The 21,490-nt window shown below is 36.9% G+C and carries 25 protein-coding genes; 1 reads left to right on the forward strand and 24 read right to left on the reverse strand.

Annotation, left to right across the window (positions count from 1 at the left end; translation table 11 throughout):
* Window positions 1-17: 17 nt before the first annotated feature.
* The 17 genes from NTX65_03720 to NTX65_03800 all read right to left on the reverse strand — a co-directional run bounded on the left by NTX65_03720 (window position 18) and on the right by NTX65_03800 (window position 13,384).
* On the reverse strand, window positions 18-506 hold the full coding sequence (locus NTX65_03720; GenBank protein ID MCX6168423.1) for a nucleotide exchange factor GrpE: 489 nt from the start codon (window positions 504-506) through the stop codon (window positions 18-20).
* 24 nt (window positions 507-530) lie between these two features.
* Window positions 531-959 carry a low affinity iron permease family protein gene (locus NTX65_03725; GenBank protein ID MCX6168424.1) on the reverse strand — a complete coding sequence of 143 codons (429 nt, stop codon included), beginning with the start codon at window positions 957-959 and terminating at the stop codon, window positions 531-533.
* A 99-nt stretch (window positions 960-1,058) separates the two neighbouring features.
* Window positions 1,059-2,066 (reverse strand): NADP-dependent oxidoreductase, encoded by a 1,008-nt coding sequence (locus NTX65_03730; protein MCX6168425.1) that lies wholly within the window; start codon window positions 2,064-2,066, stop codon window positions 1,059-1,061.
* Window positions 2,067-2,111: 45 nt separating this feature from the next.
* A complete protein-coding gene (locus tag NTX65_03735; GenBank protein ID MCX6168426.1) occupies window positions 2,112-3,197 on the reverse strand; it encodes an alkene reductase in 1,086 nt (361 codons plus the stop codon).
* 88 nt (window positions 3,198-3,285) lie between these two features.
* A complete protein-coding gene (locus NTX65_03740; GenBank protein ID MCX6168427.1) occupies window positions 3,286-4,953 on the reverse strand; it encodes a thiamine pyrophosphate-binding protein in 1,668 nt (555 codons plus the stop codon).
* Window positions 4,954-4,995: 42 nt separating this feature from the next.
* The gene (locus NTX65_03745; GenBank protein MCX6168428.1) at window positions 4,996-5,334 is read right to left on the reverse strand and encodes a hypothetical protein; all 339 of its coding nucleotides are present in this window, start codon (window positions 5,332-5,334) and stop codon (window positions 4,996-4,998) included.
* A gap of 109 nt (window positions 5,335-5,443) precedes the next feature.
* Window positions 5,444-6,295, reverse strand: coding sequence for an alpha/beta hydrolase (locus NTX65_03750; GenBank protein MCX6168429.1), 852 nt, complete (start codon window positions 6,293-6,295; stop codon window positions 5,444-5,446).
* Between the two features lie 86 nt (window positions 6,296-6,381).
* The gene (locus tag NTX65_03755) at window positions 6,382-7,059 is read right to left on the reverse strand and encodes a hypothetical protein (protein ID MCX6168430.1); all 678 of its coding nucleotides are present in this window, start codon (window positions 7,057-7,059) and stop codon (window positions 6,382-6,384) included.
* A 26-nt stretch (window positions 7,060-7,085) separates the two neighbouring features.
* Entirely contained in the window at window positions 7,086-7,565 is a 480-nt protein-coding gene (bfr, locus tag NTX65_03760) for a bacterioferritin (protein MCX6168431.1), read from the reverse strand.
* A 43-nt stretch (window positions 7,566-7,608) separates the two neighbouring features.
* Window positions 7,609-7,830 (reverse strand): LPXTG cell wall anchor domain-containing protein, encoded by a 222-nt coding sequence (locus NTX65_03765; GenBank protein ID MCX6168432.1) that lies wholly within the window; start codon window positions 7,828-7,830, stop codon window positions 7,609-7,611.
* A 54-nt stretch (window positions 7,831-7,884) separates the two neighbouring features.
* Window positions 7,885-8,670, reverse strand: a complete 786-nt coding sequence (locus tag NTX65_03770) for a phosphatase PAP2 family protein (protein ID MCX6168433.1) — start codon at window positions 8,668-8,670, stop codon at window positions 7,885-7,887.
* Window positions 8,671-8,688: 18 nt separating this feature from the next.
* On the reverse strand, window positions 8,689-9,630 hold the full coding sequence (locus NTX65_03775; GenBank protein ID MCX6168434.1) for a phosphatase PAP2 family protein: 942 nt from the start codon (window positions 9,628-9,630) through the stop codon (window positions 8,689-8,691).
* A 58-nt stretch (window positions 9,631-9,688) separates the two neighbouring features.
* Window positions 9,689-10,501 (reverse strand): phosphatase PAP2 family protein, encoded by an 813-nt coding sequence (locus tag NTX65_03780; GenBank protein MCX6168435.1) that lies wholly within the window; start codon window positions 10,499-10,501, stop codon window positions 9,689-9,691.
* 34 nt (window positions 10,502-10,535) lie between these two features.
* Window positions 10,536-12,092 (reverse strand): DUF3943 domain-containing protein, encoded by a 1,557-nt coding sequence (locus NTX65_03785; protein ID MCX6168436.1) that lies wholly within the window; start codon window positions 12,090-12,092, stop codon window positions 10,536-10,538.
* 36 nt (window positions 12,093-12,128) lie between these two features.
* Window positions 12,129-12,569 carry a hypothetical protein gene (locus NTX65_03790; GenBank protein MCX6168437.1) on the reverse strand — a complete coding sequence of 147 codons (441 nt, stop codon included), beginning with the start codon at window positions 12,567-12,569 and terminating at the stop codon, window positions 12,129-12,131.
* 111 nt (window positions 12,570-12,680) lie between these two features.
* Window positions 12,681-13,106: a hypothetical protein gene (locus NTX65_03795; GenBank protein ID MCX6168438.1), complete on the reverse strand. Its 426-nt coding sequence runs from the start codon at window positions 13,104-13,106 to the stop codon at window positions 12,681-12,683.
* Between the two features lie 92 nt (window positions 13,107-13,198).
* Window positions 13,199-13,384, reverse strand: coding sequence for a CsbD family protein (locus NTX65_03800; protein ID MCX6168439.1), 186 nt, complete (start codon window positions 13,382-13,384; stop codon window positions 13,199-13,201).
* Between the two features lie 215 nt (window positions 13,385-13,599).
* Between NTX65_03800 and NTX65_03805 the strand changes: the two genes are divergently transcribed.
* Window positions 13,600-14,505, forward strand: a complete 906-nt coding sequence (locus tag NTX65_03805) for a mechanosensitive ion channel (GenBank protein ID MCX6168440.1) — start codon at window positions 13,600-13,602, stop codon at window positions 14,503-14,505.
* 362 nt (window positions 14,506-14,867) lie between these two features.
* Here the strand turns inward: NTX65_03805 and NTX65_03810 are convergent, their stop codons facing one another.
* The 7 genes from NTX65_03810 to NTX65_03840 all read right to left on the reverse strand — a co-directional run bounded on the left by NTX65_03810 (window position 14,868) and on the right by NTX65_03840 (window position 21,480).
* Window positions 14,868-15,542, reverse strand: a complete 675-nt coding sequence (locus tag NTX65_03810; protein MCX6168441.1) for a sugar transferase — start codon at window positions 15,540-15,542, stop codon at window positions 14,868-14,870.
* Between the two features lie 156 nt (window positions 15,543-15,698).
* Window positions 15,699-16,979, reverse strand: a complete 1,281-nt coding sequence (locus NTX65_03815; GenBank protein MCX6168442.1) for an ice-binding family protein — start codon at window positions 16,977-16,979, stop codon at window positions 15,699-15,701.
* A gap of 212 nt (window positions 16,980-17,191) precedes the next feature.
* Window positions 17,192-18,400 (reverse strand): hypothetical protein, encoded by a 1,209-nt coding sequence (locus NTX65_03820; protein ID MCX6168443.1) that lies wholly within the window; start codon window positions 18,398-18,400, stop codon window positions 17,192-17,194.
* A 139-nt stretch (window positions 18,401-18,539) separates the two neighbouring features.
* On the reverse strand, window positions 18,540-19,439 hold the full coding sequence (locus tag NTX65_03825) for an OmpA family protein (GenBank protein MCX6168444.1): 900 nt from the start codon (window positions 19,437-19,439) through the stop codon (window positions 18,540-18,542).
* Between the two features lie 3 nt (window positions 19,440-19,442).
* Window positions 19,443-19,823, reverse strand: a complete 381-nt coding sequence (locus NTX65_03830) for a hypothetical protein (GenBank protein ID MCX6168445.1) — start codon at window positions 19,821-19,823, stop codon at window positions 19,443-19,445.
* A 315-nt stretch (window positions 19,824-20,138) separates the two neighbouring features.
* On the reverse strand, window positions 20,139-20,813 hold the full coding sequence (locus NTX65_03835) for a hypothetical protein (GenBank protein ID MCX6168446.1): 675 nt from the start codon (window positions 20,811-20,813) through the stop codon (window positions 20,139-20,141).
* Between the two features lie 448 nt (window positions 20,814-21,261).
* On the reverse strand, window positions 21,262-21,480 hold the full coding sequence (locus NTX65_03840; GenBank protein ID MCX6168447.1) for a hypothetical protein: 219 nt from the start codon (window positions 21,478-21,480) through the stop codon (window positions 21,262-21,264).
* Window positions 21,481-21,490: the final 10 nt, after the last annotated feature.

The raw sequence follows: 21,490 nt of genomic DNA on the forward strand, positions 1-21,490 counted from the left end.
ACAATCCCCCAGAATATTTACTCACCTGCAACTCGTACTTGAGCTGTGCGTAGTAATTCATCATTCATGTGATAACCGCGGCGAAGTTCATCAATAATAATTCCCGGTTCACTACCTTTATGTTTTGCCATTGCCACAGCTTCGTGTAGATTAGGGTTGAACTGCATGCCAACACTTTCGAACGGGAGAACTCCATATATATCTAACAAGTTGACAAGTTTTTGATGGATGATTTGCACTCCTTTGACAAAAGGTTTTTTCGTGTCGTGTGCAGATTGTAATGCTTTTTCCAAATCATCTATTATGTCTAACAAAGGAAGTATCATTTTCCTTTTTTCCTCCTCAACAATTTTATTGCCGTCTCGTTCAATGCGGCGGCGATAATTCTTAAAGTCTGCAAGAGAACGAAGATTCCGGTCACGCTCATCTATAAGTTCTTCTTGCAATCTTTCTATTTCCGCCTCCAAATCAACTGGAGGCAACAGGTTCTGTTCATTCTTTTGCATTTTTATTTCCTTATTAAAACTTTTTTACTCTTTGTCTACTTCTGATTTATGAAATCGTTCCAGGATTTTTTCTCCTTCTTCTTTTGTCTTCTCAGCCAGTTCAACATATTCTTTTGATAGTTCAATTATCTCATTTTCAGTTTTTACTTCCGCATTCATAACTTTATTGCTGGCAGATTCGTGTGATGCGACAAGTTCATTCACTTTCAAATGAAGCGAGCCGGAGAAACGGTTGAATGATTTTTGTATAATAAATAAGTTCAGAAAAGTAATCCCGAGAATTAAATCGCCGATGCTGGAATGAATATCCTGAGTGTAAAATCGCTTGTTAGTGAGCCAGAATATTACGGCTCCTAATGCAAAAATAAATGTGATAGAGTTGCCAAGTATATTTATTACAAAGGACGTAAGTTTTTCAAAACCATTTTCGGTATGTCTATATATTTTTATCATGATTTTTATGTAAATATTTTAATTGTTGATTTTAGCATTCTTTAGTTAAAATTTATTATTCATCTTAAATCAGTTTGCGAAATATTGTTAATTAACTGTTCACACAACTCTCACAATTTGTTTGCCAAGATTTTCTCCAGAAAACAATCCGATGAATGCCTTCGGAGTATTTTCCAATCCAACGATTATATTTTCCTCATACTTCAATCTTTTTTCCCTCAGCCAGTGAGCCAATTGACTTATCCCCTCCTCGAAACGATCTGCGTAATTGTGGACGATGAAACCCTTCATGAGAGCACTATGTGTAAGTAATTGAGGCTGTATTCGTCTTCCCGTCGGAATTTGTATCTCGTTGTATAATGAAATTTGACCGCATAATGGAATGCGCGCGTTATTGTTGATTAAAGAAAGGACTGCGTCTGAAATATCACCGCCTACATTATCAAAGTAAATGTCAACGCCATCCGGACAAGCTTCGTTCAATGCTTTCTCCAGATTAGAAGTTTTATAATTGATAGCGTTTTCAAATCCAAGTTCATCAATCAAGTATTTTGTTTTTTTGTCAGATCCGGTTATTCCAACAACACGACAACCGTGTAACATTGCAATCTGTCCTACAATCGTTCCTACGGCACCAGCCGCCGCGGAAACAACGACTGTTTCACCTTTCTTTGGTTGACCAATATCCAACAATCCGAAATACGCCGTAAGTCCTGTCATTCCCAACACTCCCAGCGATGTACTAATCGGGGCAATATCAGGATTTATTTTCCTGACATCTTTCTCGCCAGCTATATTGTAATCCTGCCAGTTAAGATTTCCAACTACAAAATCTCCCTTAACAAGGTTATTTGATTTTGACTCAATCACCTCTGCTACAATTCCTCCATTCAAAACTTCGTTCAGTTGAAAAGGCGCGACATATGATTTTCGAACATTTATTCTGCCTCTCATATATGGATCAACTGAAATGAATTTTGTCTTCAGTAAAACATGTCCGCTCATCGGTTGAGGTAATTCAGATGTAACTAGTTTAAAACAACCCTCATCCGGTATTCCGATTGGTCTCTCAACCAATAATATTTTTCTGTTGATTTGTCGTTGCATTATGCCTCCATACTTCCGTATAAATAAAAATGTTTGCTCACATTATTAAGCATGCATAGGATAATCTGTATATCCTTTTTCACCTGGAGAATAAAATGTGTTCATATCAAGATCTTTTGATAACTGCCAGCCGTCAGCAAATCGTTCAACGAGATCGGGGTTATTAATAAATGGTCTACCGAATGCGATGAGATTAGCAATTCCGTTTTCTAATTCATTTTCTGCGAGTTCCATTGTATATCCGCCGCTGAAAATAAGTGTGTGTTCAAATCTTTCTCGAATAGATTTTTTAATTTCGATAGGTACTTTCGGCGCACCCATAGCACTATGATCAACTAGATGAATGTAAAGTATTCCTATACTGTTCAGCTTTTCGGCAAGATATTTATAAGTGTCTTCAATTTCGGGATAAGAAGGCATATCACTGGCAACACCGTAAGGAGATAAACGCAAACCAACACGCTCTTTTCCAATCGCTTTAATTACATCTTCTACAATTTCCAAAAGAAAACGGCAGCGGTTTTCAATACTACCGCCGTAATTATCGTTTCTTTTATTACTAACCGGAGATAAAAATTGTTCTATCAGGTAACCATTAGCACCATGTAGTTCAATACCATCAAACCTTGCTTTCATTGCATTAGCTGCGGCGAAAATGTATTCTTGTTTGGTATATTTTATTTCTTCTGAAGTCATTTCCTTTGGGATTGGAAAATCCTGTAGTCCACTAACATCAGTCCACATTTGACCGGATGGCTTAACCGCCGAAGGGGCAATAATTACTGCGCCTTCCGACATGTTCGCTTGATGACTGATTCGTCCAGTATGCATAAGCTGTAGAAATATCTTTCCACTTTTTGAATGCACTGCATCTGTGGTTTTCTTCCAACCTTCCACTTGTGTTTCACTATAGATTCCCGGAATGCGGCTATAACCGAGACCATTAGGCGAAGGAGAAGTCCCTTCAGTAATGATAAGTCCCGCACCGGCACGTTGACCATAATATTCTGACATTAATTTGTTTGGAATATTTCCGATCGCGCGGGATCGAGTCATAGGTGCCATAACAATTCTATTTTTGAGTTCTATGTTTCCGAGCTTATATGGACTAAATAGTTTAGCATTTTTCATTTTACATTTCCTTATATAAAATCATTTATCAATTTCGAAAAGATTCAACCGAATTATTACTAATATTATATTTGAGTCTATTCTCACATTAATTAAGCTGATTTGTTTTTGCCATCGATCTACCTGCGCTTCGAAGTGACTCCGGACAATCCAACCGTCCAGTGTGAATTTCGATGAAAACAAGTCCGTCTGCTTTTACTGCTTTACCCAGCGCATCTTCAAGTTCACCTTCATTGCGAACATCAAGACCCAGCCCTTCTCCAAATACTTCCACAAGTTTGTGATAATGCCAAGGTTGGATATCGTTGTATGAATGATCAACAATTACGCGTTCAATAGTATATCCATCATTATTGATAAGGAAAATGATCGGCTTCAGGTTATTCCTAATCATTGTTGATAGATCCTGACAAGTAACTTGAAAAGAACCATCACCTATAAAAAGCACAACTTTTCGATCCTGCGCTGCTATGCAAGCGCCTAGCGTTGCACCGACTGTATAACCGATCGATCCGTAAAAAGTTTGTGCGATGAAGGTCGCTCCTTCCGGCATAAGCATCTCCGAAGCACTGAAAATGGATACGCCTGTTTCCGCAATTACTATTGAATTATTTTCGATAAAATGACTCATACGGTCGAAGAAACGCTTGATAGTAAGTGGTTTCTTTACATCTGGCAGATATGTTTCTGTATGCCTATGTACACAACTATTTGAAGCACATTGAATATCAAGAGTTGCGGTATCACGTCGTGAAAGTTTTTCCGTCAACCCAATAATAAAATCATGGAGATGCACGTTCTCGTAATAATGGTGTTTGATCTTTACGTAACCAATATTGCCGCTGATCATCTTTGAATCGTCTAGGTTCGTTGTGAACCCGCCAGTATTAAAATCTGTCATTAGTGTCCCGAGTTTGATAATACAGTCGGCAGACTCGACACGATTTTTTACATAGTCACGGCTACGGTCACCTTCAAAGAGTCCAATAAATTGCGGGTGATGCTCTGAAAGTAACGTCTTACCCAACATCATAGTTACATATGGGAGACCTGTTTTGTCTAGAAACTCTGCAAATTCTTTTTGCAGTTTGAAGCGTATCAATTCCACATCGCCGATCACAATTGGTTTCTGTGCCTTATCAAGCATTTTAATTGCTTCCTTTATCGCCTCAGCCAGAGCATCCTTATTACACTGTGGGCGAGCCGGAAAATTGAAAGCATTTGGTTTGTTACATTTCATTAATACAACATCTGCGGGAAAACTTATGTAAACCGGTTGTTGATGTGAAATGCACTCCGACAACACTCGGTCAATTTCAGCCGGGGCAGTTTCAGAGGAAATGAGTTGCGTTGAAGCGACTGTAATTTTCTCGTACATCTTCATGGGAATTTGATAATCACCTAAAGTGTGATGCAACAGAGGCCGAGTACGAAAATTAAGCGTAGCAGGAGAACCGGTTATCACTACTACAGGAACTCTTTCTGCAAATGCGCCAGCCACACCATTGATGGCACTCAATTCTCCAACACCATAGGTTGACGAAAATGCGCCGATACCTCTAATGCGTGCGTAACCATCGGCTGCATAAGCCGCATTGAGTTCGTTGCAAGTACCGACATATTTAATGTCGCTCTTCAGAACCTCATTGAAAAATCCAAGTACAAAATCTCCCGGTACACCAAAGAGATGATCCACCCCGATTTCTTTCAACCGGGTTAACAAGTATTCGGCAATAGTGATCTCTGAACTTATCATAATGTAACACACTTCATCTTTCTATTATAGTATTGAAAATATTCATTCACCTTTATCCTCATCAAGATCATCATGATCATCTCCCCCTAAACTGTAATAGTTGTTTTCCTCGTCTTCATTACCAACCTTTTCATCTTCATCATCCAATTCTGAACCGGGAACATCTAAGTCGTTTCCTGATTTATCTTCGTCAAAATCTTTTTCGTTTCTTCTTCCGGCTTTTTCATTTGGCACTTTGATTTTAGATTTATCTGCAGGATTTATATTCGTCTCTTTCTTGGATTTACTATATATATCTTCGTTGGCAGGATATACCGGGTAACCCGGAAAATCATTTTTATTTTCATCAGGCAGGTTAGAGTTTTTATTATTTTTTTTCATGTTATATCTCTTTTATCTTCATTCATTTTTGTTTTGTCTAATCCTTCATTTCATTTTGCTTCTAAACCGGGTGAAGCGATAATTTAAAATATGTTGTCAGCTATTCACTTCATTCTTCCGCAAATTTTATCAATTCAGAATTAAATTTTTTAGTTTCCTCAAGAAACATGCTGTGGCCGCTATTCTCAAAAGCAACGATATGTGAGTTGGAGATTCCAACTTTCATTTGTTCAGCCAGATCAAAAGAACAGATTTTATCTTTACGGCCATGCATTATCACTGTGGAGATTTTTATTTTCGGCATATCACTTCTCAAGTCTGTATCGCGCAAAGCAATTAAACATTGAGCTGTTGCATAAGAAGAAGCGCTTAAACAAATCCCATTCAACCAACTACCTATACCATCGTTTAAGGAAGTTTCGGTAGCGGAAAATATCTTTGCAAAATTGGATAAAAGTTTTGGTCGATCGTGATTGTTCAATTCAATTAAATCATCAACCGCACTTTTTGGAAGATTGTAAGGAAAATCTTTGCGTTGTGTCCAGCTTGGAGCGGCTGCGCCAAACAATGCGAGTTTGGATATATGGGCACTATCATATGTTGATATATACCGGATGGCGATCGCGCCGCCCATCGAAAAGCCCCCCAAAATAGCATCCTTTATATTCAGTTTATCTAAAACCTTTTTTATGTCCGACGCATGTATATCGTAATTATAATCTCCGTAAGGTTTACTGGATTTACCAAATCCTCTCAACGTAATACCAATTACGTGGAAGTTTTTATTTATCAAATCGTTGTATTGGTATTCATACATTTCATCACTCAAAGGCCAACCCGGAATTAACACTATCGGATTGCCTTCACCGGCATCAGTTACGTGAAGATGTACATTAGGTTCTACCTCTATATACTCTGCTCTGGTAATTCCAGACAATGTTTTATTAAGTACATTTTCCATTATCCCTATCCTTTTAAAAAATAAATTTTTATTGTTCTTTAAATCTGTTTGTCACTAAATAACCTTTAGCTCATTTTTATGACCATCTAAAATTCTTCTTTGACTATATATTTTTCATCCACCTTTAATTTCATCAACTGCTTCTCAATAGCTTTCATCATTGGTGGAGGTCCGCATATATAAAAGTATTGACTAACATCTCCGATTTTTGATTTAAGAAAATCTTCCGTGATTTGTCCGTGAGCATAATCATTCACTGTTTCATCGGATAAAATGTTGATGAAATTAGTGCCTAATAATTTTTTGAACTCCTGTTCGAGTATAATATCGGCTTTTGTTTTATTTGCAAAGATGAGTTTGTTATTCCCTATTTCCTTTTTTGAATTAAGATACCTGAAGATGGAAATAAATGGGGTAACGCCGGCACCTCCTGCGATGAATACACCTTCGCCTTTGTAAGCGATTGCACCAAAAACATCATGCAGAATCAACTCGTCATTTTTTTTCAGTTGCAAAAGTTCGTTTGTCACGCTTTTATGAGCCGGGTAAGTCTTGATTGTAAATTCCAGGTAATCGTTTTTAGGCAAGCATGTAAAAGTGAATGGTCTTTTTTCCTTATCCCAACCTTTTTTATTAATTGCAATTTCGGTAGCTTGGCCGGGAGCGAAGTTATAATGCTGCGGTTTCTCAACAACAATTTGCAGAACATCATGAGTGATATGCTGAATTGATTTTATATTTACAAAATGTTGTTTTTTCATCATGATTTTTTTCTAAAGTTTCCCAAAAATCAACTTACTGTACCTTCAGCTTGGTTAGTCAAATAATTTTCAATTCCCATTTGATCAATCTGAGTACGTTGTTTTTCTCCCCAATCGACGTGACCCTCTTCCATCTTAAGTATCTTTGTTAGTAGTTCAACGCTTCCTTCGTCGGATACTTCATGGGCAAGTTTAATAGCTTCGTTGTAAGCTTTTAATCCTTCAATTTCTGCATCTTGATCGTTACTAACCATCTCCAAAGCTGTCTTACCAATCTTAATCGGGTTCAACTTGGATACTGTAGGTGTGCCATCTAAAAAAATGATTCGCTCAATAAGCCACTCGGCATGGTGCATTTCATCCATCGCCTGCTTTCTGATAGCATTGTGAAGTTTAGTGAAACCCCAGTTTTCACACATTTCAGAATGTACCATGTACTGGTTTATTGCGGTGAGTTCATCAGCTAAACGCTGGTTAAGCACCGTTAGTAATTTTTCATTGCCTTTCATCTTTGTTCTCCTTAAAAATTATTTTTAGAAAATTTTGGATTGGTTAAATCTTTTTTTTTCGAAAGAAGAGCCAAATAATTAAAACACCAAAAAAAATAGCGACTATTGCAGGGAACCACCTCAGACCATTGCCGCCTGTCCAACCGCTTTCATTTATCTTTCCATTCATTCCGCCACCCAGCAGTGCCCCGCTGCCGAAGTATAAAGAAAGGATCACAATGACTATAAAGCCCGCTATTAAATATTTGTTGTTTATTCGTATCATCAGATCAATCTCCTTTGTAATAATTCATGTCACTCATAAATAATTCTTGTTTTATCAATTCAATGCAATCCTGATCGATATCGGGTAAGTTGGAGACATTCCTAATATTGAATTACTGTTATTCTCATGATGATCAACAACCCATGTTGCAACAAAGTAACCAAGTGCAGCTCCGGCAAAAGCATCTGACGCCCAGTGCTGATCTTGATAAACACGAGAAATTAGAGTGAGCACTGCCGGTAAGTAAACCAACGCTTTCCAAACGGGTGATTTAATATTTCTTGAAAGAACAGTTGAAAGTATGAATGCGACAGTAGAGTGACCGCTTGGTATTGATTTGTTGTCCTGATTAAAAATTGATGCAAAGGGACTGAATGAATGTGCTCCTTCATTTAAATATGGTCTTGATCTACCAATTGCAAGTTTTAATACAAATGAAATCCCCGCGGCATAGAGTGATGCCTGACCTACTTCATAAGCAATTTTTCTTGTTCCAATATCATTAGCTATTAGCGAATATGCGGCAAACCCGCTAAACAAAACTATAGGTGAATATATTTCTCCCCACATTCTTCCGAATTCAATTGGAAAACTCTTGGAATATCTTTGATCTTTTAAAACCGCATCTCGAATAGGTTGATCGACAGTTTCCATCATTAAAAATGATGCCACGCTTACTACACCTATTTTTAGCCAGTCTCCTCCATCCCATTTAGCTGGTTGTTTGATGAAGTCGCCAGTTTCTCTAAAGAACTGAGGAAAAGTATATTTAAGTTGTCCAAAGAGAGAAGATCCAGATATTATAATTAAGAATAACGAGAAATAAATTTTACGTTTCATTTCGTAAACCTTTTTTATTTATAAATGAAGAGATAATCCAAGTCCATATGAATCAACAGAAACAAACGGTTGAATTGTAAGTCCGCGTATTCCTAGTTGAGATTTTTCACTTTCGTCTTCAACCCGATTCTCGTGCTGATCTACTACCCATGTTGCGGCAAAGTAACCGATTGCACCTCCGAAAAAAACATCAGAGGTCCAGTGTCTATCCAGATAAACCCTGCCTACAACACTTAGTGCGGCGGGAACATAAGCCAATATTTTTAACCAAAGCGGTTTGGCGTTTCTTGAAAGAACTGTTGTAAGAGCCATAGTAATACCAGTATGTCCGCCGGGAAATGATTGATGATCGGGGCTATCATAACGAGAGAATGGAGTATAAGATTGATTCCCTTGTTCCATATATGGTCTTGCTCTTCCAATTAGATATTTTAAAGAACCGTTCACTAGGAAAGTATAGAATGTGGCTTGTGCTATTTCAAAAGCAATTTTATGAGATGTTCTATCGCCGGCATATAATGCGTAAATACTAAAACCGCCAAAAAGTATTTCTGTAAAATATAGTTCACCCCACATATTCCCGAATTCAATTGGATAACTCTTGGCGTATTTTTTATCAAGATTGATAAAATCACGGATTGGCTGGTCAGTCTGCATAACTAAAAATGTTCCGGCGCCTAATAATCCTATTCTAAGCCAATCTCCTCCATCCCATTTAGTCGGTTGTTTTATGAAGCCCCAAGTCTCATTCGCGAACTGAGAAAAATTATATTTATTCCTTTGTAGTGAATCCTGTAAAACAGAATTTTGTGCGGAAAGAGTAGACCCACAAAGGATTGTAAAAAGAATTGATAACATCCCGATCCAACTAACAACTTTTCTTGTTGCTCGACTTGAATTAAATTTATGATTTTCAGCTTTCGCTAACAAAAGATCTAATAGTAAATAGCTTTTTCGCATTGTGATCCAGTTCCTATATTTATGCATTTTTACACATCTTATGTTTCGTCTAAAAAAATTAGTTTAGTGGAATTGTAATGGACAGTGGAAAACCTGAAGATGCATCCACTAATAAATCTTTTTTCTCATGTTTATCTACAACCCAACTTGCTACAAAATAACCGAGAGCTGCACCTAAAAAATTATCTGAAGTCCAGTGATGATCTTGATAAACCCGAGCAATAAAAGTAAGTGCCGCCGGTATGTATGCTAATACTTTTAACCAACCGGGTTTAGCATTTCTTGAAAGTACAGTCGAAAGTGAAAATGCCCAGGTCGTATGTCCTGCGGGTAGCGAAGTAAAATCCCAACCAAGGAAAGAAAACGGTTTTAATTCAGTCGGTCCTAATTCTTTATACGGTCTTGCCCTGCCGAAAGCATGTTTCACTATCTGCGTCATGATCTCAGTGTAGATTGCAGATTGTGCAACTTCAAAAGCAATTTTTTTCGAAAGAGAATTATTATCCGCCCATCCGTGTAATGCAAATGCAACGCTGGTAATAACTGTTGGATACCAGTCTCCCCAAATATTTCCGATTTTGATTGGAGCGCTGTTGAAGTATTGTTGGTTTCTTAGAACTGCATCGCGAATAGGTTGATCGGCAGTTTTCATAATTAAAAAAGTTCCGGCGCTTACCAGTCCAAGTTTAAGCCAATCACTCCCATTCCATTTAGTCGGTTGTTTGATGAAATCCCAAGTCTCATTTCCAAATTGAGAGAAATTATATTTATTCCTCTGAAGAGAATTTCCTAAAACTGGACTTTGTGCAAACAGAGTAGACCCGCACATAACTATTAGGAGGAGAGTTAAATATAATCTCTTTATGGTCATGTCTCTTTCTTTATAAAAAAATAGAATAATCGATTCACTTTTTAAACTCGAATTCTTCTATATGTAATTGAACGAAAATTTTCTGCTCGGTTCTTACAGTATGTACACTTGCAAAATCACGCGGGTATCTATCGCTGTAATAAATCAAATGCTCGAATCCAACGCTTAACCCCTTGTAGACTTTAACTGATATACTGGGCTTGATAATTCCTATGTAACTATCTCCCGCAACTCCAACATATGTTCTGAACCACCAATAATAGCCCACAACTGCAAGACTAACCCAACCACTTATATTATAAGCAGCTTCAATCTTTCCTTCTGCACCACCGGCATAATTATAATCTCTAACTTGTGAAGTATCGGTAATTCCAAACCGTTTACTAAGAGCGCCGAAAGGTACTACACCAAGATGAAGATTAGCATAAAGACTTGAGTTCTTACCAACGAGCAGCTTGGAAATTACACTTGGCCCAAAAGCTATGGAACCTAACTCGAAAGTATTATTGTCAAAAAAGTCCATGTGTTGAAACAATCCGACTAACATTTCCAGATTACCGGTTTGAATATTTTTGCCGGTTAATAGACCATACCCAGTCGCAAGATCAATAATTTTTCTTCCTACCCCAAAATCCAAATCTCCCCGAACTCTGAAATAATCAAAAGGTTTTCGAGATCTTTTTTCAAATGGATTTCCGTAATCGACAATAAGATTAAGATTAAGGCTACTGGTTCCAGTATTTTCGATTTTAGTTCCTGTATTTACCTTATGATAGCCGGCCTGGAATGTTAAATTAAAAGGTTCTTTTTGATAAACTTCTTCCGATGTTAACCTTGTAACTGCTCCATGCAAAAGCCTGCTAAAAAATCGTGTAGGTGTGATAAGAGCAACAAACGCTTCCCGGAAAAATCTCTCCACTCCGGTTGTTCGATCATCTAGAAAATTTGAGCCTATTCTGTAAAATATTTCTCCAAGGAAGGTACCGTTAATCGGAGTATTGATGAAATCGTTATAAGAGGGACGAGTATTTTCTCCGAAATATTCCCATTCCAAACTGCCTAAGAATGCAAAAGGCACGGATTCGAAGAAAGAATAACCGTTTGCACGCGCTCCATTGAAATACATTCCGCCGGAAAATGGATGGAAGAAATAATTCATACCGAATCTGTCTAGATCCCATTCCCATCCTTTCTGAAAGTTGTACTTCCATGTATTGATCCCAACTCGTGAAAATTCATAGTTAAAAATGTACCGATCAATAACAAAGGTAGAAACATTGGCAAGGGAGACCCTAAGAACAACCATACCTAAAGAAGATTTCGGATTATACAACGGATTGTCATTCAGTAAATCTCCATACATATTATACTTCATTGTGTCGGTTAATGAAGTATTAATTGTATCCGGGAATGATGTATTATTAGTATGGCTGACCAAAGCGGAATAACGATTAATCTCATTATTTGATATCTGACGGTTCAACCACGCGTTCTGATCTAGAAATATTTTATTCTCATATACAGGTTTAAACTGCGCTTGAAGTAATGATGAGAACAAAACCAAAAGGACTAAAGCGTAAATAATTTTCATTTTATTCTTCCTTACAATGTAATAATCAATTACCGGTTAATCTTTTTTTGCGAATAAATCTTTGATTGCTTTTCCAACAACCTCCATATCATTATTAAATCCTCGTTTGAATTCATCCCATTTATCTTTTCCTTCATACTTATATTCACTTATCTTTTTCTTTAGCTCTATATTTTTCTGCTCTAACACTACCACTTCCTTTTCATATTTAACTTTGAATTTTTTACTTGCTCTTTTTATCTCGGCTTTGAATTCATCAATGCTTTTTTCATTAGCGGTAATCTTTGCTTCTGCATCAGTCTTGAATTGCTGCCAATCTTTTTCATATTGCGCTTGCGCATCTTTCAGATCTTGTTTTGCCTGCTGAACGTTTTCTTTAGCGTCTTCAACTTTCTTTTCTCGATTGACGTTACAACCGATTAATAAAGTTCCGGCTATCGCCCCTATAACCATTAAGATGAAATACTTGTTTTTCATAATATCCCTCGCTAATTCTTCAGAAATAATTATTTGCTTATTCTAGCACGGAAGCTTAACACCCGCACTTACTCTGCAGTTTTTCCATTTCCATTTAAAAATCAATTACCGTTAATCTTTTTTGGAAAATAAATCTTTAATTCCTTTACCAACTGCCTTTAAATCACGATTAAACCCGCGCTTGAATATTACCCATTGATCTCTTCCTTCATACTTAAATTCACTTATTTTTTTCTTAAGCTTAATATTTTTTTCTTCTAACACTGTTACTTTTTTCTCATACTTAATCTTGAATTTCTCATCTGCTGTTTTAATCTTCTCTTTGAATTCTTCAATACTTTTTTCGTTGGCAGCAATTTTTAAATCGGCATCGGTCTTAAATAGACGGTATTCCTTATCACTTTCCGCCTGAGCATCTTTCAATTCCTGTTTTGCTACTTTAACCTTTTCTTTTGCAGTTTCTACTTTAGTTGCCTGGGCGAAGTTAACTCCTGTTAATAATACTATGGCTGTTAAGATGAAATATTTGATTTTCATAATTCTCCTTGCTGGTTGTTTAGAAATATATATATGCTAAAGCGCCAAAGACTTAGGCACTGATTTGTATAAAATTATGTTCAGATTAACTTTTATAATTTTGAAATTATATTTCGTAATTCTTCCTTAGTTTTTCCGAGTTTACTCTGCAATCTTCCCAATAGTTCCTCTTCTTTACCTTCCTTGAACAACAAATCATCATCAGTCAGATTTGCGAATTGTTGTTTGAGTTTACCTGAGAGTTCATTCCAGTTTCCTTTAATTATCAGTGCGTTCATTTCATGGCTCCTTTAAAATTTTTAGTGATCTAAGTTTCGAGTACTAGTTCCTATTTGCGGGGTTATGATAGGAATGAATTCATGATTGTTCAATCGGGCGAAAGGATGAAAAAGGAACTACATCCTATGGTGGGTATAGTTTCACTTATAATTCTTTTATTAATAGATTAATTCGGTAAATTAAAATTAGAATAAAGCATGTCTATCTCTATACAATGAAAGAATTCACAAATCAAATACTAAAATATTTAAATGAAGTAAAAGACTTCCTTAATATTCGCTTGTTCGATATCGGGCATACTTCAATAACACTTTGGACTTTTATTTATTTTTTATTTCTTGCATGGCTTCTTTTCTTCATTACCTCCAAGCTAAAAAAATGGATGGTCTACAAAGTTCTTGCCAAAAGCAAGATAGAACTTGGTGTTCGTCTCGCGGTTGGAACTATTATCCGTTACGGTTTTCTTATACTCGGACTTGTGATAGCAGTGCAAACTGTTGGTATAGATCTAAGTGCAATAACTATTCTTGCCGGCGCTCTTGGCGTAGGTATCGGTTTCGGTCTGCAGAATGTCACAAATAATTTGGTAAGCGGTATAATTATTCTTTTTGAAAGACCGATAAAGGTGGGAGATCGGATACAAGTGGGAGAAGTGTTTGGTGATGTTGTAAGTATTTCTATGAGATCAACAATGGTTGTGACAAATGATAATATTTCTGTGATAGTTCCCAACTCTGAGTTTATTTCATCAATTGTTACAAACTGGAGTTACAACGACAGAAATGTGAGGTTCAGTATTCCGGTAGGTGTTGCTTATAAAGAAGATCCTGAAATTGTAAAGAAAATTTTACTGGAAGTTGCGGATATGGAAGATGGCGTTTTAAAAGATCCGCAACCCGATGTGGTTTTTGAAGAGTTTGGTGAGAGTTCACTAAATTTTGGTTTGAAAATTTGGACAAGCACTTACATAACCACACCGGGAATTCTGAAAAGCAAACTATATTTTGAAATATTCAAAAAATTCAAAGAAAACAACATCGAAATACCTTTCCCCCAAAGAGACTTACATATTAAGAATACAGAATTCATGATAAGTCAACCAAAAGTTGAAAAAAATTAATTTCGCCTAATCTAACAGTGACAATTTCAAAATTATTTTACTTAATCCTTTTTAGTTTTTCTGAAATTATTCCTCATTTTTTTTAGTAGTTGACCCCTTACTCTTTTAGTAAAAGTAAATCATCATCAGTTAGGTTTGCGAATTGTTGTTTGAACTTACCTACTGTTTCATTCCAGTTTCTTTATGGCATTAAGGAATTAAAGATTGTTAAATCGGGCAAATGGATGAAAAAGAAACTACATCTTTCAGATGAGGGATAAATTGTCAATCAAGTTTTTTTTGTAATCCGCCTCTACTGAAAGACAATGATTCTTTGGTTATCAAAGGCCTACTTTTATGTTTATCAAACTGGCGGAAATGTTTTAATGTGGGATTTGTATTTTTTTAGTACCCCATTCTTTATAATAAGACAGACTCGGAAAGATAGCGTCAGTGTGCTTTCCTTTAGCGATTAATATAACTGTACTTAATAAAATAAGTAGGTCTAGTAAAAGCGAAGTCTTTTCAGAATAATGAAGATCAAGATCAATTAAATTTTCTATCCCTTTGTTTCTATTCCCAAATACTTGCCACATTCCGGTAATACCGGGCTTTATTGTTATTGAGTTTCGGATATGGTAATACTGCGGATAATAATTCTTCAGTACTTTAAGATCGCTAATAGTTAAAGGGCGGGGACCAACTAAACTCATATCACCTTTCAACACGTTGAAAATCTGAGGTAATTCGTCAAATCCAGTTTTTCTTAACCATCTGCAAAAAGCAGGCACGTATTGAGATAAGTCCGGTTTGAAAAGAATGTTTTCTCTTTTTAATTGTCTAGTGTGAGTAGTCTTGATTGTTCTAAATTTGTAAATGTTGAAGACTTGGTTTTCTTCTGTAATACCCCGCTTTTGAATTACTAGCGGATATGATTTTAAGATTAGCGTCAATAGAATTGAAATCAACAGCATAAAGGGAAACGCAACTATTAAGATAAATATGCTTAAGATAAAGTCGATTCTATATTTTGTTTCGAAATATTTTTTACCATTCATTGTTTGATAATTATATTTTTCGAAATTACAAAATCGTAGTGTTATACTTCATACACTTCCTAGAGAAATGAATTCCTAAGCACTACTTTAATTTGGATCTATAAAACCGACAATTTGTTACAACAGCATAATGATAGAAACACGGCTCGTTAAGTATTATTTCAAAAGAATCATCTTCTTCATAATCGGATTATTATTACCCGTGTTGATCGAGTAAAAATAAATTCCCGATGGCAAATGAGACGCATTAAATTCGACTTGATATCTGCCCGGAAGTTTTTCTTCGTTTAAAAGGATTGCAACTTCGCTTCCAAGTACATCATAAACTTTTATCATAACTTTTGAATTCACCGGAATTTCATACGTGATGTTTGTTGTCGGATTGAATGGATTTGGATAATTCTGATAAACTGTAAACTGCTTCGGTGATTCTACTTCAACTTCTGCAACATCCGAGTATTCGAACGCGCCGTCAAAATCAATTTGCTTCAATCTGTATTGCAATTTTCCAACTTGTGGATTCTTGTCAACAAACGAATAATCTTTTGGCGAGTTGCTATTACCATGCCCTTGAATGAAGCCTATCTTATTCCATTCTCCATTCTGAATTCTCAATTCTACATTGAACCCATAGTTATTTACTTCTGTAGCTGTGTTCCAATTCAATTCTACAACTCTGTTGTTTAACACTGCTGTGAAAGATGTCAGTTCCACTGGCAATACATCAGAGTTTATTGTTACTGCACCGGTATTCGCCAACAATTGTGCTGTCACCGATGTTGCACCTGCATTCAGTGTGATTGAGGTATTAGCAAGTATGATTCCATAAAAAGTTGTCCCACTAAGAGCAGTTGCCGAAGTGCCGACGTACCAAAAGACATTTGACCACACCGCTCCACCTGTTAATAATACATTACTGTTAGAGTTCATCGTAAGTGAAGTCGACGCACGTATAATGAAAACATCTGTTGCGCCCCCGCTTAGTATAAGAGTTCCGGTAAGAGCAAGTGCGACTCCGTCATAGACACCCTTATATAGAGTTAATCCATTCAAAAGATCAGATGGGATTGTAAAATTCGAAGGTCGCGCTGAGTGATCGTTGATATTTGTTAACGCGTCCGCCAAGTCGGCTTGCGCTTGTGTATTATGATTAACGTCATCGATATTCCAGTTCGTTCCGGTATATGTTATTCCCACACCAATTCCTCCTGTAATAGTACCAACATCACCAGAAACATTTGCAGAACCGGTAATCCCCGTTGAAGCTAAAGCTCCATAAGTTCCCGCTGTTAAAAGTGGTACAACAGATGGGTTGGGATAATTTGATAGTTGCGAAAAAGCAACGGCAGGCATTATCAAAACAAATATTAGAATCGCACCAGTAAAACGAATACATTGGTTCAATAAATTTTTCGAATTAATTATATGAATATTCATAAGAATCTCCTTAAGACATTTGTCTCTTAAAACTAGATTAAGATATGAAGAAGGTATGGTGTAATTCAATCGAGCAAAAGGATGAAAAAGGATCTACATCTTTCAGGTTAGTTTACTTTATTATTTTTGATTCGAAACTATTCAGGATTACAAAAAATTTAATACAGTCATTCTAAATTTTGTAATCGCTTATTAATGTTTGAGCAAAAAATTTATAGTGCAAGACCAACCTGTGCAACAATTAAAAACCGTGCTCTCTTCTCTACTGGGAAGAACGGAACAAATTCCAGACCTGCAGTGATTTTCTTGATGAAGTCGATTCCAAGTATTCTAGTCATCTCTGCCACATCAAGAAATACCGATAAAGCAAATCCCCCGCGATCAATATTGACATCAACAGGGGAATTAACACCGAATGTTCCTATTCCAAGATTAACCGGGAATCGATTCCCTGATACTCCATTAACATAATAAAAGCGTATCATAGCGCTTGAGTTACCGTAGTTTAAGCTATCTTTTGGTTGGTTGTCGTATAAAATTTTCGGTATGCCGATTGAAAAACCGACTTCTATCGTTGAACCTCTTACACGGAAATAACGGGTATAAGAATTTGCCCGATCATATCCTCCAATTTTTATTGTGTAATCCGGTTCGATGTTAATTTTGATAATGGACCAATCAGGCAGTGAGTCCACATGAATCCGCACTTGTGTGAATTCCTCAGAACGGATAGCAGCAAATGCACCATATGCTGCACGGTATTGAATTAACATTGCTCGGTCACGGTTCGGATCGTTGTCACTTCTAAATGTTAAGACACGACGTTCAAAAGTTTGTGTAGTAGTTCCATCTCTCAATTGCACCGTAGTTCTTATTGTTACAAACTGCGGTCCCATTCCTAAACGAATACTATCTCGCCGGAAGATCACTCTAAGGTTTCGTATCTGACTACGGTCAAGGGTCAGAGCTGATTTTACATCCTGCCCACCTGCTTCGGGCTCAATATGTACATAACGGCTTACCTGTTCAATAACCTGATTCTCTTCTACATCTACGATGCAATCAGTTTCATAAACAAAACGTCGGCCTTGAGAATCAAGTACTCCGAGGCGAACTCGATATTGACCCGGTGCACAAGCTTGAGGGATAGTAGCGGTGTATATGTTATGGCCAATGGATTTTAATATTGTTTTCTCAATGATTAAGATTGGCGTTACTGCAACTGTCTCCGTGCTGTCATTTCGTTGTAGAGTTAGATGAACCGTATCACCGGGAAAGTATACTGGTTTATCAACAGAAAGAATTACAATTTCATCCTCGAGTGATGATCGGATGAGTGTGGGATATCTCTGCTGTGCTTGCGCACCACAAGTAAATAAAAAGCAGAAAGTTAGAACACATATAAAATTAATTTTTCGCATGTTATATTAAAATTTCGCAAAATTACACATACCGGATTACATGCACGGCTTAAGTCGAGCGATGTGGAAATCCGGTATGGCATAAACGGTCTATTGACATTCTCTCTTTTCTCTAAAACCCTCGGTTTATACTTAGTTTCTATTTAGCATGATCGACAATAATTTCAACCCGGCGATTGTTCGCTCTACCTTCGACGCTATTATTATCAGCCACCGGTCTATTTTCACCGATTCCCTGTGCTTGAATCAAATCGCTTGGGTAACCGCGTGAAATAAGGTATGAACGCACTGCATCAGCACGCTGCTGCGATAACAACTGATTATGAGTGTCAGAACCCTGAGAGTCGGTATGACCTTCAACGGTTAGTTTCCTTTCTTTAGTCTCTAAGAGCGCATCGGCAACTTGGTTTAACCTATTCTGTGCCATTGGCAAGAGCTCCGATTTGTTCGAAGCAAAAAGTACACTTCCTGAAAGAGTAATTACGAGACCACGCGCCTCTTCTTTAACAGCCGCAAGTTTTGCAAGATCTGCTTGCGCTTTAGTTTCTCTAGCTTCTGCTTCGAGTCGTGCTTTTTGCTCTGCGGCAAGCTGTGCTCCTTGCATATCAGATACCTTTTTCTCTGCAGCAAGCTGCTCTGTTTTAAGCGCAGCGTTACGCTCCGATGTAGCTAGGTCCTCTTTAGTGTTCTTCAAAATTTCGGTCTGTGATGCCTGGTAATCCTTCTCTGCCTTAGCGGTTTTTGCATTTTCAGCAACAGTGGTAGCAAGAGCTTCAGCCATCTTGGCTTTGCGATCCGCAACATAAGCGAGATCTCGCGTTTGGTATGATTCAGGCTCGTCTTGGAAAGATTTTTCAGCAACATCAAGTGCCGCTTTTGCTTTGTGTAACTCGGCAGGAACTAATTGTGCGGCCTGCCCAGAACTTGCATGTTGATAAGCCTGACGCGCATTGATTAGCTCTGTTGGAGGAATGGTCGCACCGCAGCCAGCAAGCAGTCCGGCATATGCTATGATGATGAGATATGTAATTGGTTTCATATGTCACTTCCTTTCTTTAGGTAATTTATTGTCCTGTCGAAGCTTTTGTACTCGCTCCACAGCCAGTGCGGCTTCTTTCTTATCGGCATCGCTGTGAGAGAGCGCTATAGCCAGTTCGCCATCGGCTTGGGAACGTGAGAGCATTGATTCAGCTTGTTCCTTCTCGCCATTCGCCGCAAGTATCTTCGAATTGGCTAACTCCTCTTTTGCGAGTTGTAAATAGAGAGATGCGTTGGCAATGTCAGTAGCACCGACCTCTTCAGCAGCACGAATAGCAGATTTGGATGCTTCCTGATTGACCACTACCGGGGAACTTCCGCAACCCGCTATAAATATAACGGCCAGAACACACCCCGCTAGTTTGGTCAAGTTCATATGTTTCATGAGATCCTCCATAGAAATTGTTATGTAATGCGATTTTCGATTCATGTTACTCAAGAACAGAAAATCTCTTTTTGATTTCGGATTAATCTATCGATGATAACCTCAAAAGCCAATCGAGCGAAGGGATGAAAAAGGAACTACATCTTTTATTTGAGTTCATACAAGTTTTATACGGAATTCATTCGAAGTTTATAGGTAAATAATACGCAGTTAATTCAGCCCCATATTACTTATAGAAGATATTTTTTCCTGTTGCGGCAATTCTAAATTTTGCAATTACTTATTATTGATTTTGCATCAATTATGATTATTCGCTTATTGCTTTCTAATTTCTTTTAATTCAAATTCGATGGTTCCATATCCTAGAAGATCCCTTAGAAATCCCATCACACCGCCGCCTTCAATTATTATTTTAGCTTTTATTAATCCAATACCTTCAGCAAACCATTCGGTTACTCTATTTTTAGCATTCCCAGAACCTTCAATAATTGATTCCAATTTAATTGCTTCAAATCTTCCCGCTTTTGTTGTAATGAATTCCTTATCAAAAGCCTTCCCTGTAACCTTTACTTTATTTGTATCACCATCTGAATATTCATCACCTTCCCATTTCCACTCAACACCAGGATATAAAGGAAGAGGAAATCGTAACAACGGTTTTCCATAAGTGAACGTTGCTTCCTTTTTTATAAATAGAAAAATCTTTAAATATTGATATGTTTCTTTTACGTAAATGCCGTTTTCTTTTATTATAAAAGTTTGTCTATACTTGAATTTATCCGCTTCACTCGAACTGATAGTAAATTCACCATTTTGAGAGTATTTGGTAGTACTTTCACCAAACGATGACTCATAAACCAGCGTAATACCATTATTAACCGGGAAGTATGTGCTTGTGTTTATTGGGGTTTTCCTTTTAACTGATGAAGCATCAATCAAAGAAACAAAAAAAAGTAAAAGTGGAATGATAAATATAGAATTGCTTTTCATGTCAGTTGGAGTTTCCTAATTACATCGTCTTGTAAGAATAAAATCTTTCTTCTTCCAGATAGAAGGGGAAAAAGGGGGATTAAAATTGTTATTTATTATGACTTAGTTCTTTTACTCATCTGTAACATTTTTTAAATAAACCCAGCTGTAAATACCACTTTAATTTGCAGCTGGGTTAAGGGGTTGTATGAGCGCAATGTTCAACCAATCAAGTTCACAAATTAAATTATAATTTGTTTTTCTAATCACTTTATTGGTCTTATCATTGCTAAGTAATCATAGGAAGAAATTTAGTGCAGAGCAATCGTCCATAAGGATGAAAAAGGAACTACATCTTTCGAGTGAGCTCGATTCTTAAAACATGCATGATTATTTTGTTGAATAACTAATTACTAATAGTTAATTGGATTACCAACTGTAATATTAAGTTTGGGTTTACAGTCTAGCTCTATTTTACCGCTTGTCTTTTTTCTGTCCTAATTATGCGCAACCCTCTTTGCAAAGCTTCAGCACGATCTAATTCTTTTTCCGCACGAATCAATTCTATTTCCTTTTCATTTATTTTATAAAATTTTTGATTTTTATATAACGCATTAAATATTATATAAAACAATATTGATATTACTCCTAATAACAGAAGCATACCGGCTAAAGCTATTTCATTCATATTTTTACCT

The organism is Ignavibacteriales bacterium (assembly GCA_026390795.1).
In the GTDB taxonomy this organism is placed as follows: domain Bacteria; phylum Bacteroidota; class Ignavibacteria; order Ignavibacteriales; family Melioribacteraceae; genus Fen-1258.

Bases quoted from the DNA above. Each gene is read 5' to 3' on its own strand.
- NTX65_03770 (MCX6168433.1), bottom strand. From the start codon at position 8,670: ATGAAACGTAAAATTTATTTCTCGTTATTCTTAATTATAATATCTGGA.
- NTX65_03805 (MCX6168440.1), top strand. From the start codon at position 13,600: ATGAAAGAATTCACAAATCAAATACTAAAATATTTAAATGAAGTAAAA.
- NTX65_03720 (MCX6168423.1), bottom strand. From the start codon at position 506: ATGCAAAAGAATGAACAGAACCTGTTGCCTCCAGTTGATTTGGAGGCG.
- bfr (MCX6168431.1), bottom strand. From the start codon at position 7,565: ATGAAAGGCAATGAAAAATTACTAACGGTGCTTAACCAGCGTTTAGCT.
- NTX65_03810 (MCX6168441.1), bottom strand. From the start codon at position 15,542: ATGAATGGTAAAAAATATTTCGAAACAAAATATAGAATCGACTTTATC.
- NTX65_03825 (MCX6168444.1), bottom strand. From the start codon at position 19,439: ATGAAACCAATTACATATCTCATCATCATAGCATATGCCGGACTGCTT.
- NTX65_03745 (MCX6168428.1), bottom strand. From the start codon at position 5,334: ATGAAAAAAAATAATAAAAACTCTAACCTGCCTGATGAAAATAAAAAT.
- NTX65_03795 (MCX6168438.1), bottom strand. From the start codon at position 13,106: ATGAAAATCAAATATTTCATCTTAACAGCCATAGTATTATTAACAGGA.
- NTX65_03755 (MCX6168430.1), bottom strand. From the start codon at position 7,059: ATGATGAAAAAACAACATTTTGTAAATATAAAATCAATTCAGCATATC.
- NTX65_03820 (MCX6168443.1), bottom strand. From the start codon at position 18,400: ATGCGAAAAATTAATTTTATATGTGTTCTAACTTTCTGCTTTTTATTT.
- NTX65_03785 (MCX6168436.1), bottom strand. From the start codon at position 12,092: ATGAAAATTATTTACGCTTTAGTCCTTTTGGTTTTGTTCTCATCATTA.
- NTX65_03730 (MCX6168425.1), bottom strand. From the start codon at position 2,066: ATGCAACGACAAATCAACAGAAAAATATTATTGGTTGAGAGACCAATC.
- NTX65_03830 (MCX6168445.1), bottom strand. From the start codon at position 19,823: ATGAAACATATGAACTTGACCAAACTAGCGGGGTGTGTTCTGGCCGTT.
- NTX65_03840 (MCX6168447.1), bottom strand. From the start codon at position 21,480: ATGAATGAAATAGCTTTAGCCGGTATGCTTCTGTTATTAGGAGTAATA.
- NTX65_03740 (MCX6168427.1), bottom strand. From the start codon at position 4,953: ATGATAAGTTCAGAGATCACTATTGCCGAATACTTGTTAACCCGGTTG.
- NTX65_03775 (MCX6168434.1), bottom strand. From the start codon at position 9,630: ATGCGAAAAAGCTATTTACTATTAGATCTTTTGTTAGCGAAAGCTGAA.
- NTX65_03735 (MCX6168426.1), bottom strand. From the start codon at position 3,197: ATGAAAAATGCTAAACTATTTAGTCCATATAAGCTCGGAAACATAGAA.
- NTX65_03790 (MCX6168437.1), bottom strand. From the start codon at position 12,569: ATGAAAAACAAGTATTTCATCTTAATGGTTATAGGGGCGATAGCCGGA.
- NTX65_03780 (MCX6168435.1), bottom strand. From the start codon at position 10,501: ATGACCATAAAGAGATTATATTTAACTCTCCTCCTAATAGTTATGTGC.
- NTX65_03835 (MCX6168446.1), bottom strand. From the start codon at position 20,813: ATGAAAAGCAATTCTATATTTATCATTCCACTTTTACTTTTTTTTGTT.
- NTX65_03765 (MCX6168432.1), bottom strand. From the start codon at position 7,830: ATGATACGAATAAACAACAAATATTTAATAGCGGGCTTTATAGTCATT.
- NTX65_03815 (MCX6168442.1), bottom strand. From the start codon at position 16,979: ATGAATATTCATATAATTAATTCGAAAAATTTATTGAACCAATGTATT.
- NTX65_03725 (MCX6168424.1), bottom strand. From the start codon at position 959: ATGATAAAAATATATAGACATACCGAAAATGGTTTTGAAAAACTTACG.
- NTX65_03750 (MCX6168429.1), bottom strand. From the start codon at position 6,295: ATGGAAAATGTACTTAATAAAACATTGTCTGGAATTACCAGAGCAGAG.
- NTX65_03800 (MCX6168439.1), bottom strand. From the start codon at position 13,384: ATGAACGCACTGATAATTAAAGGAAACTGGAATGAACTCTCAGGTAAA.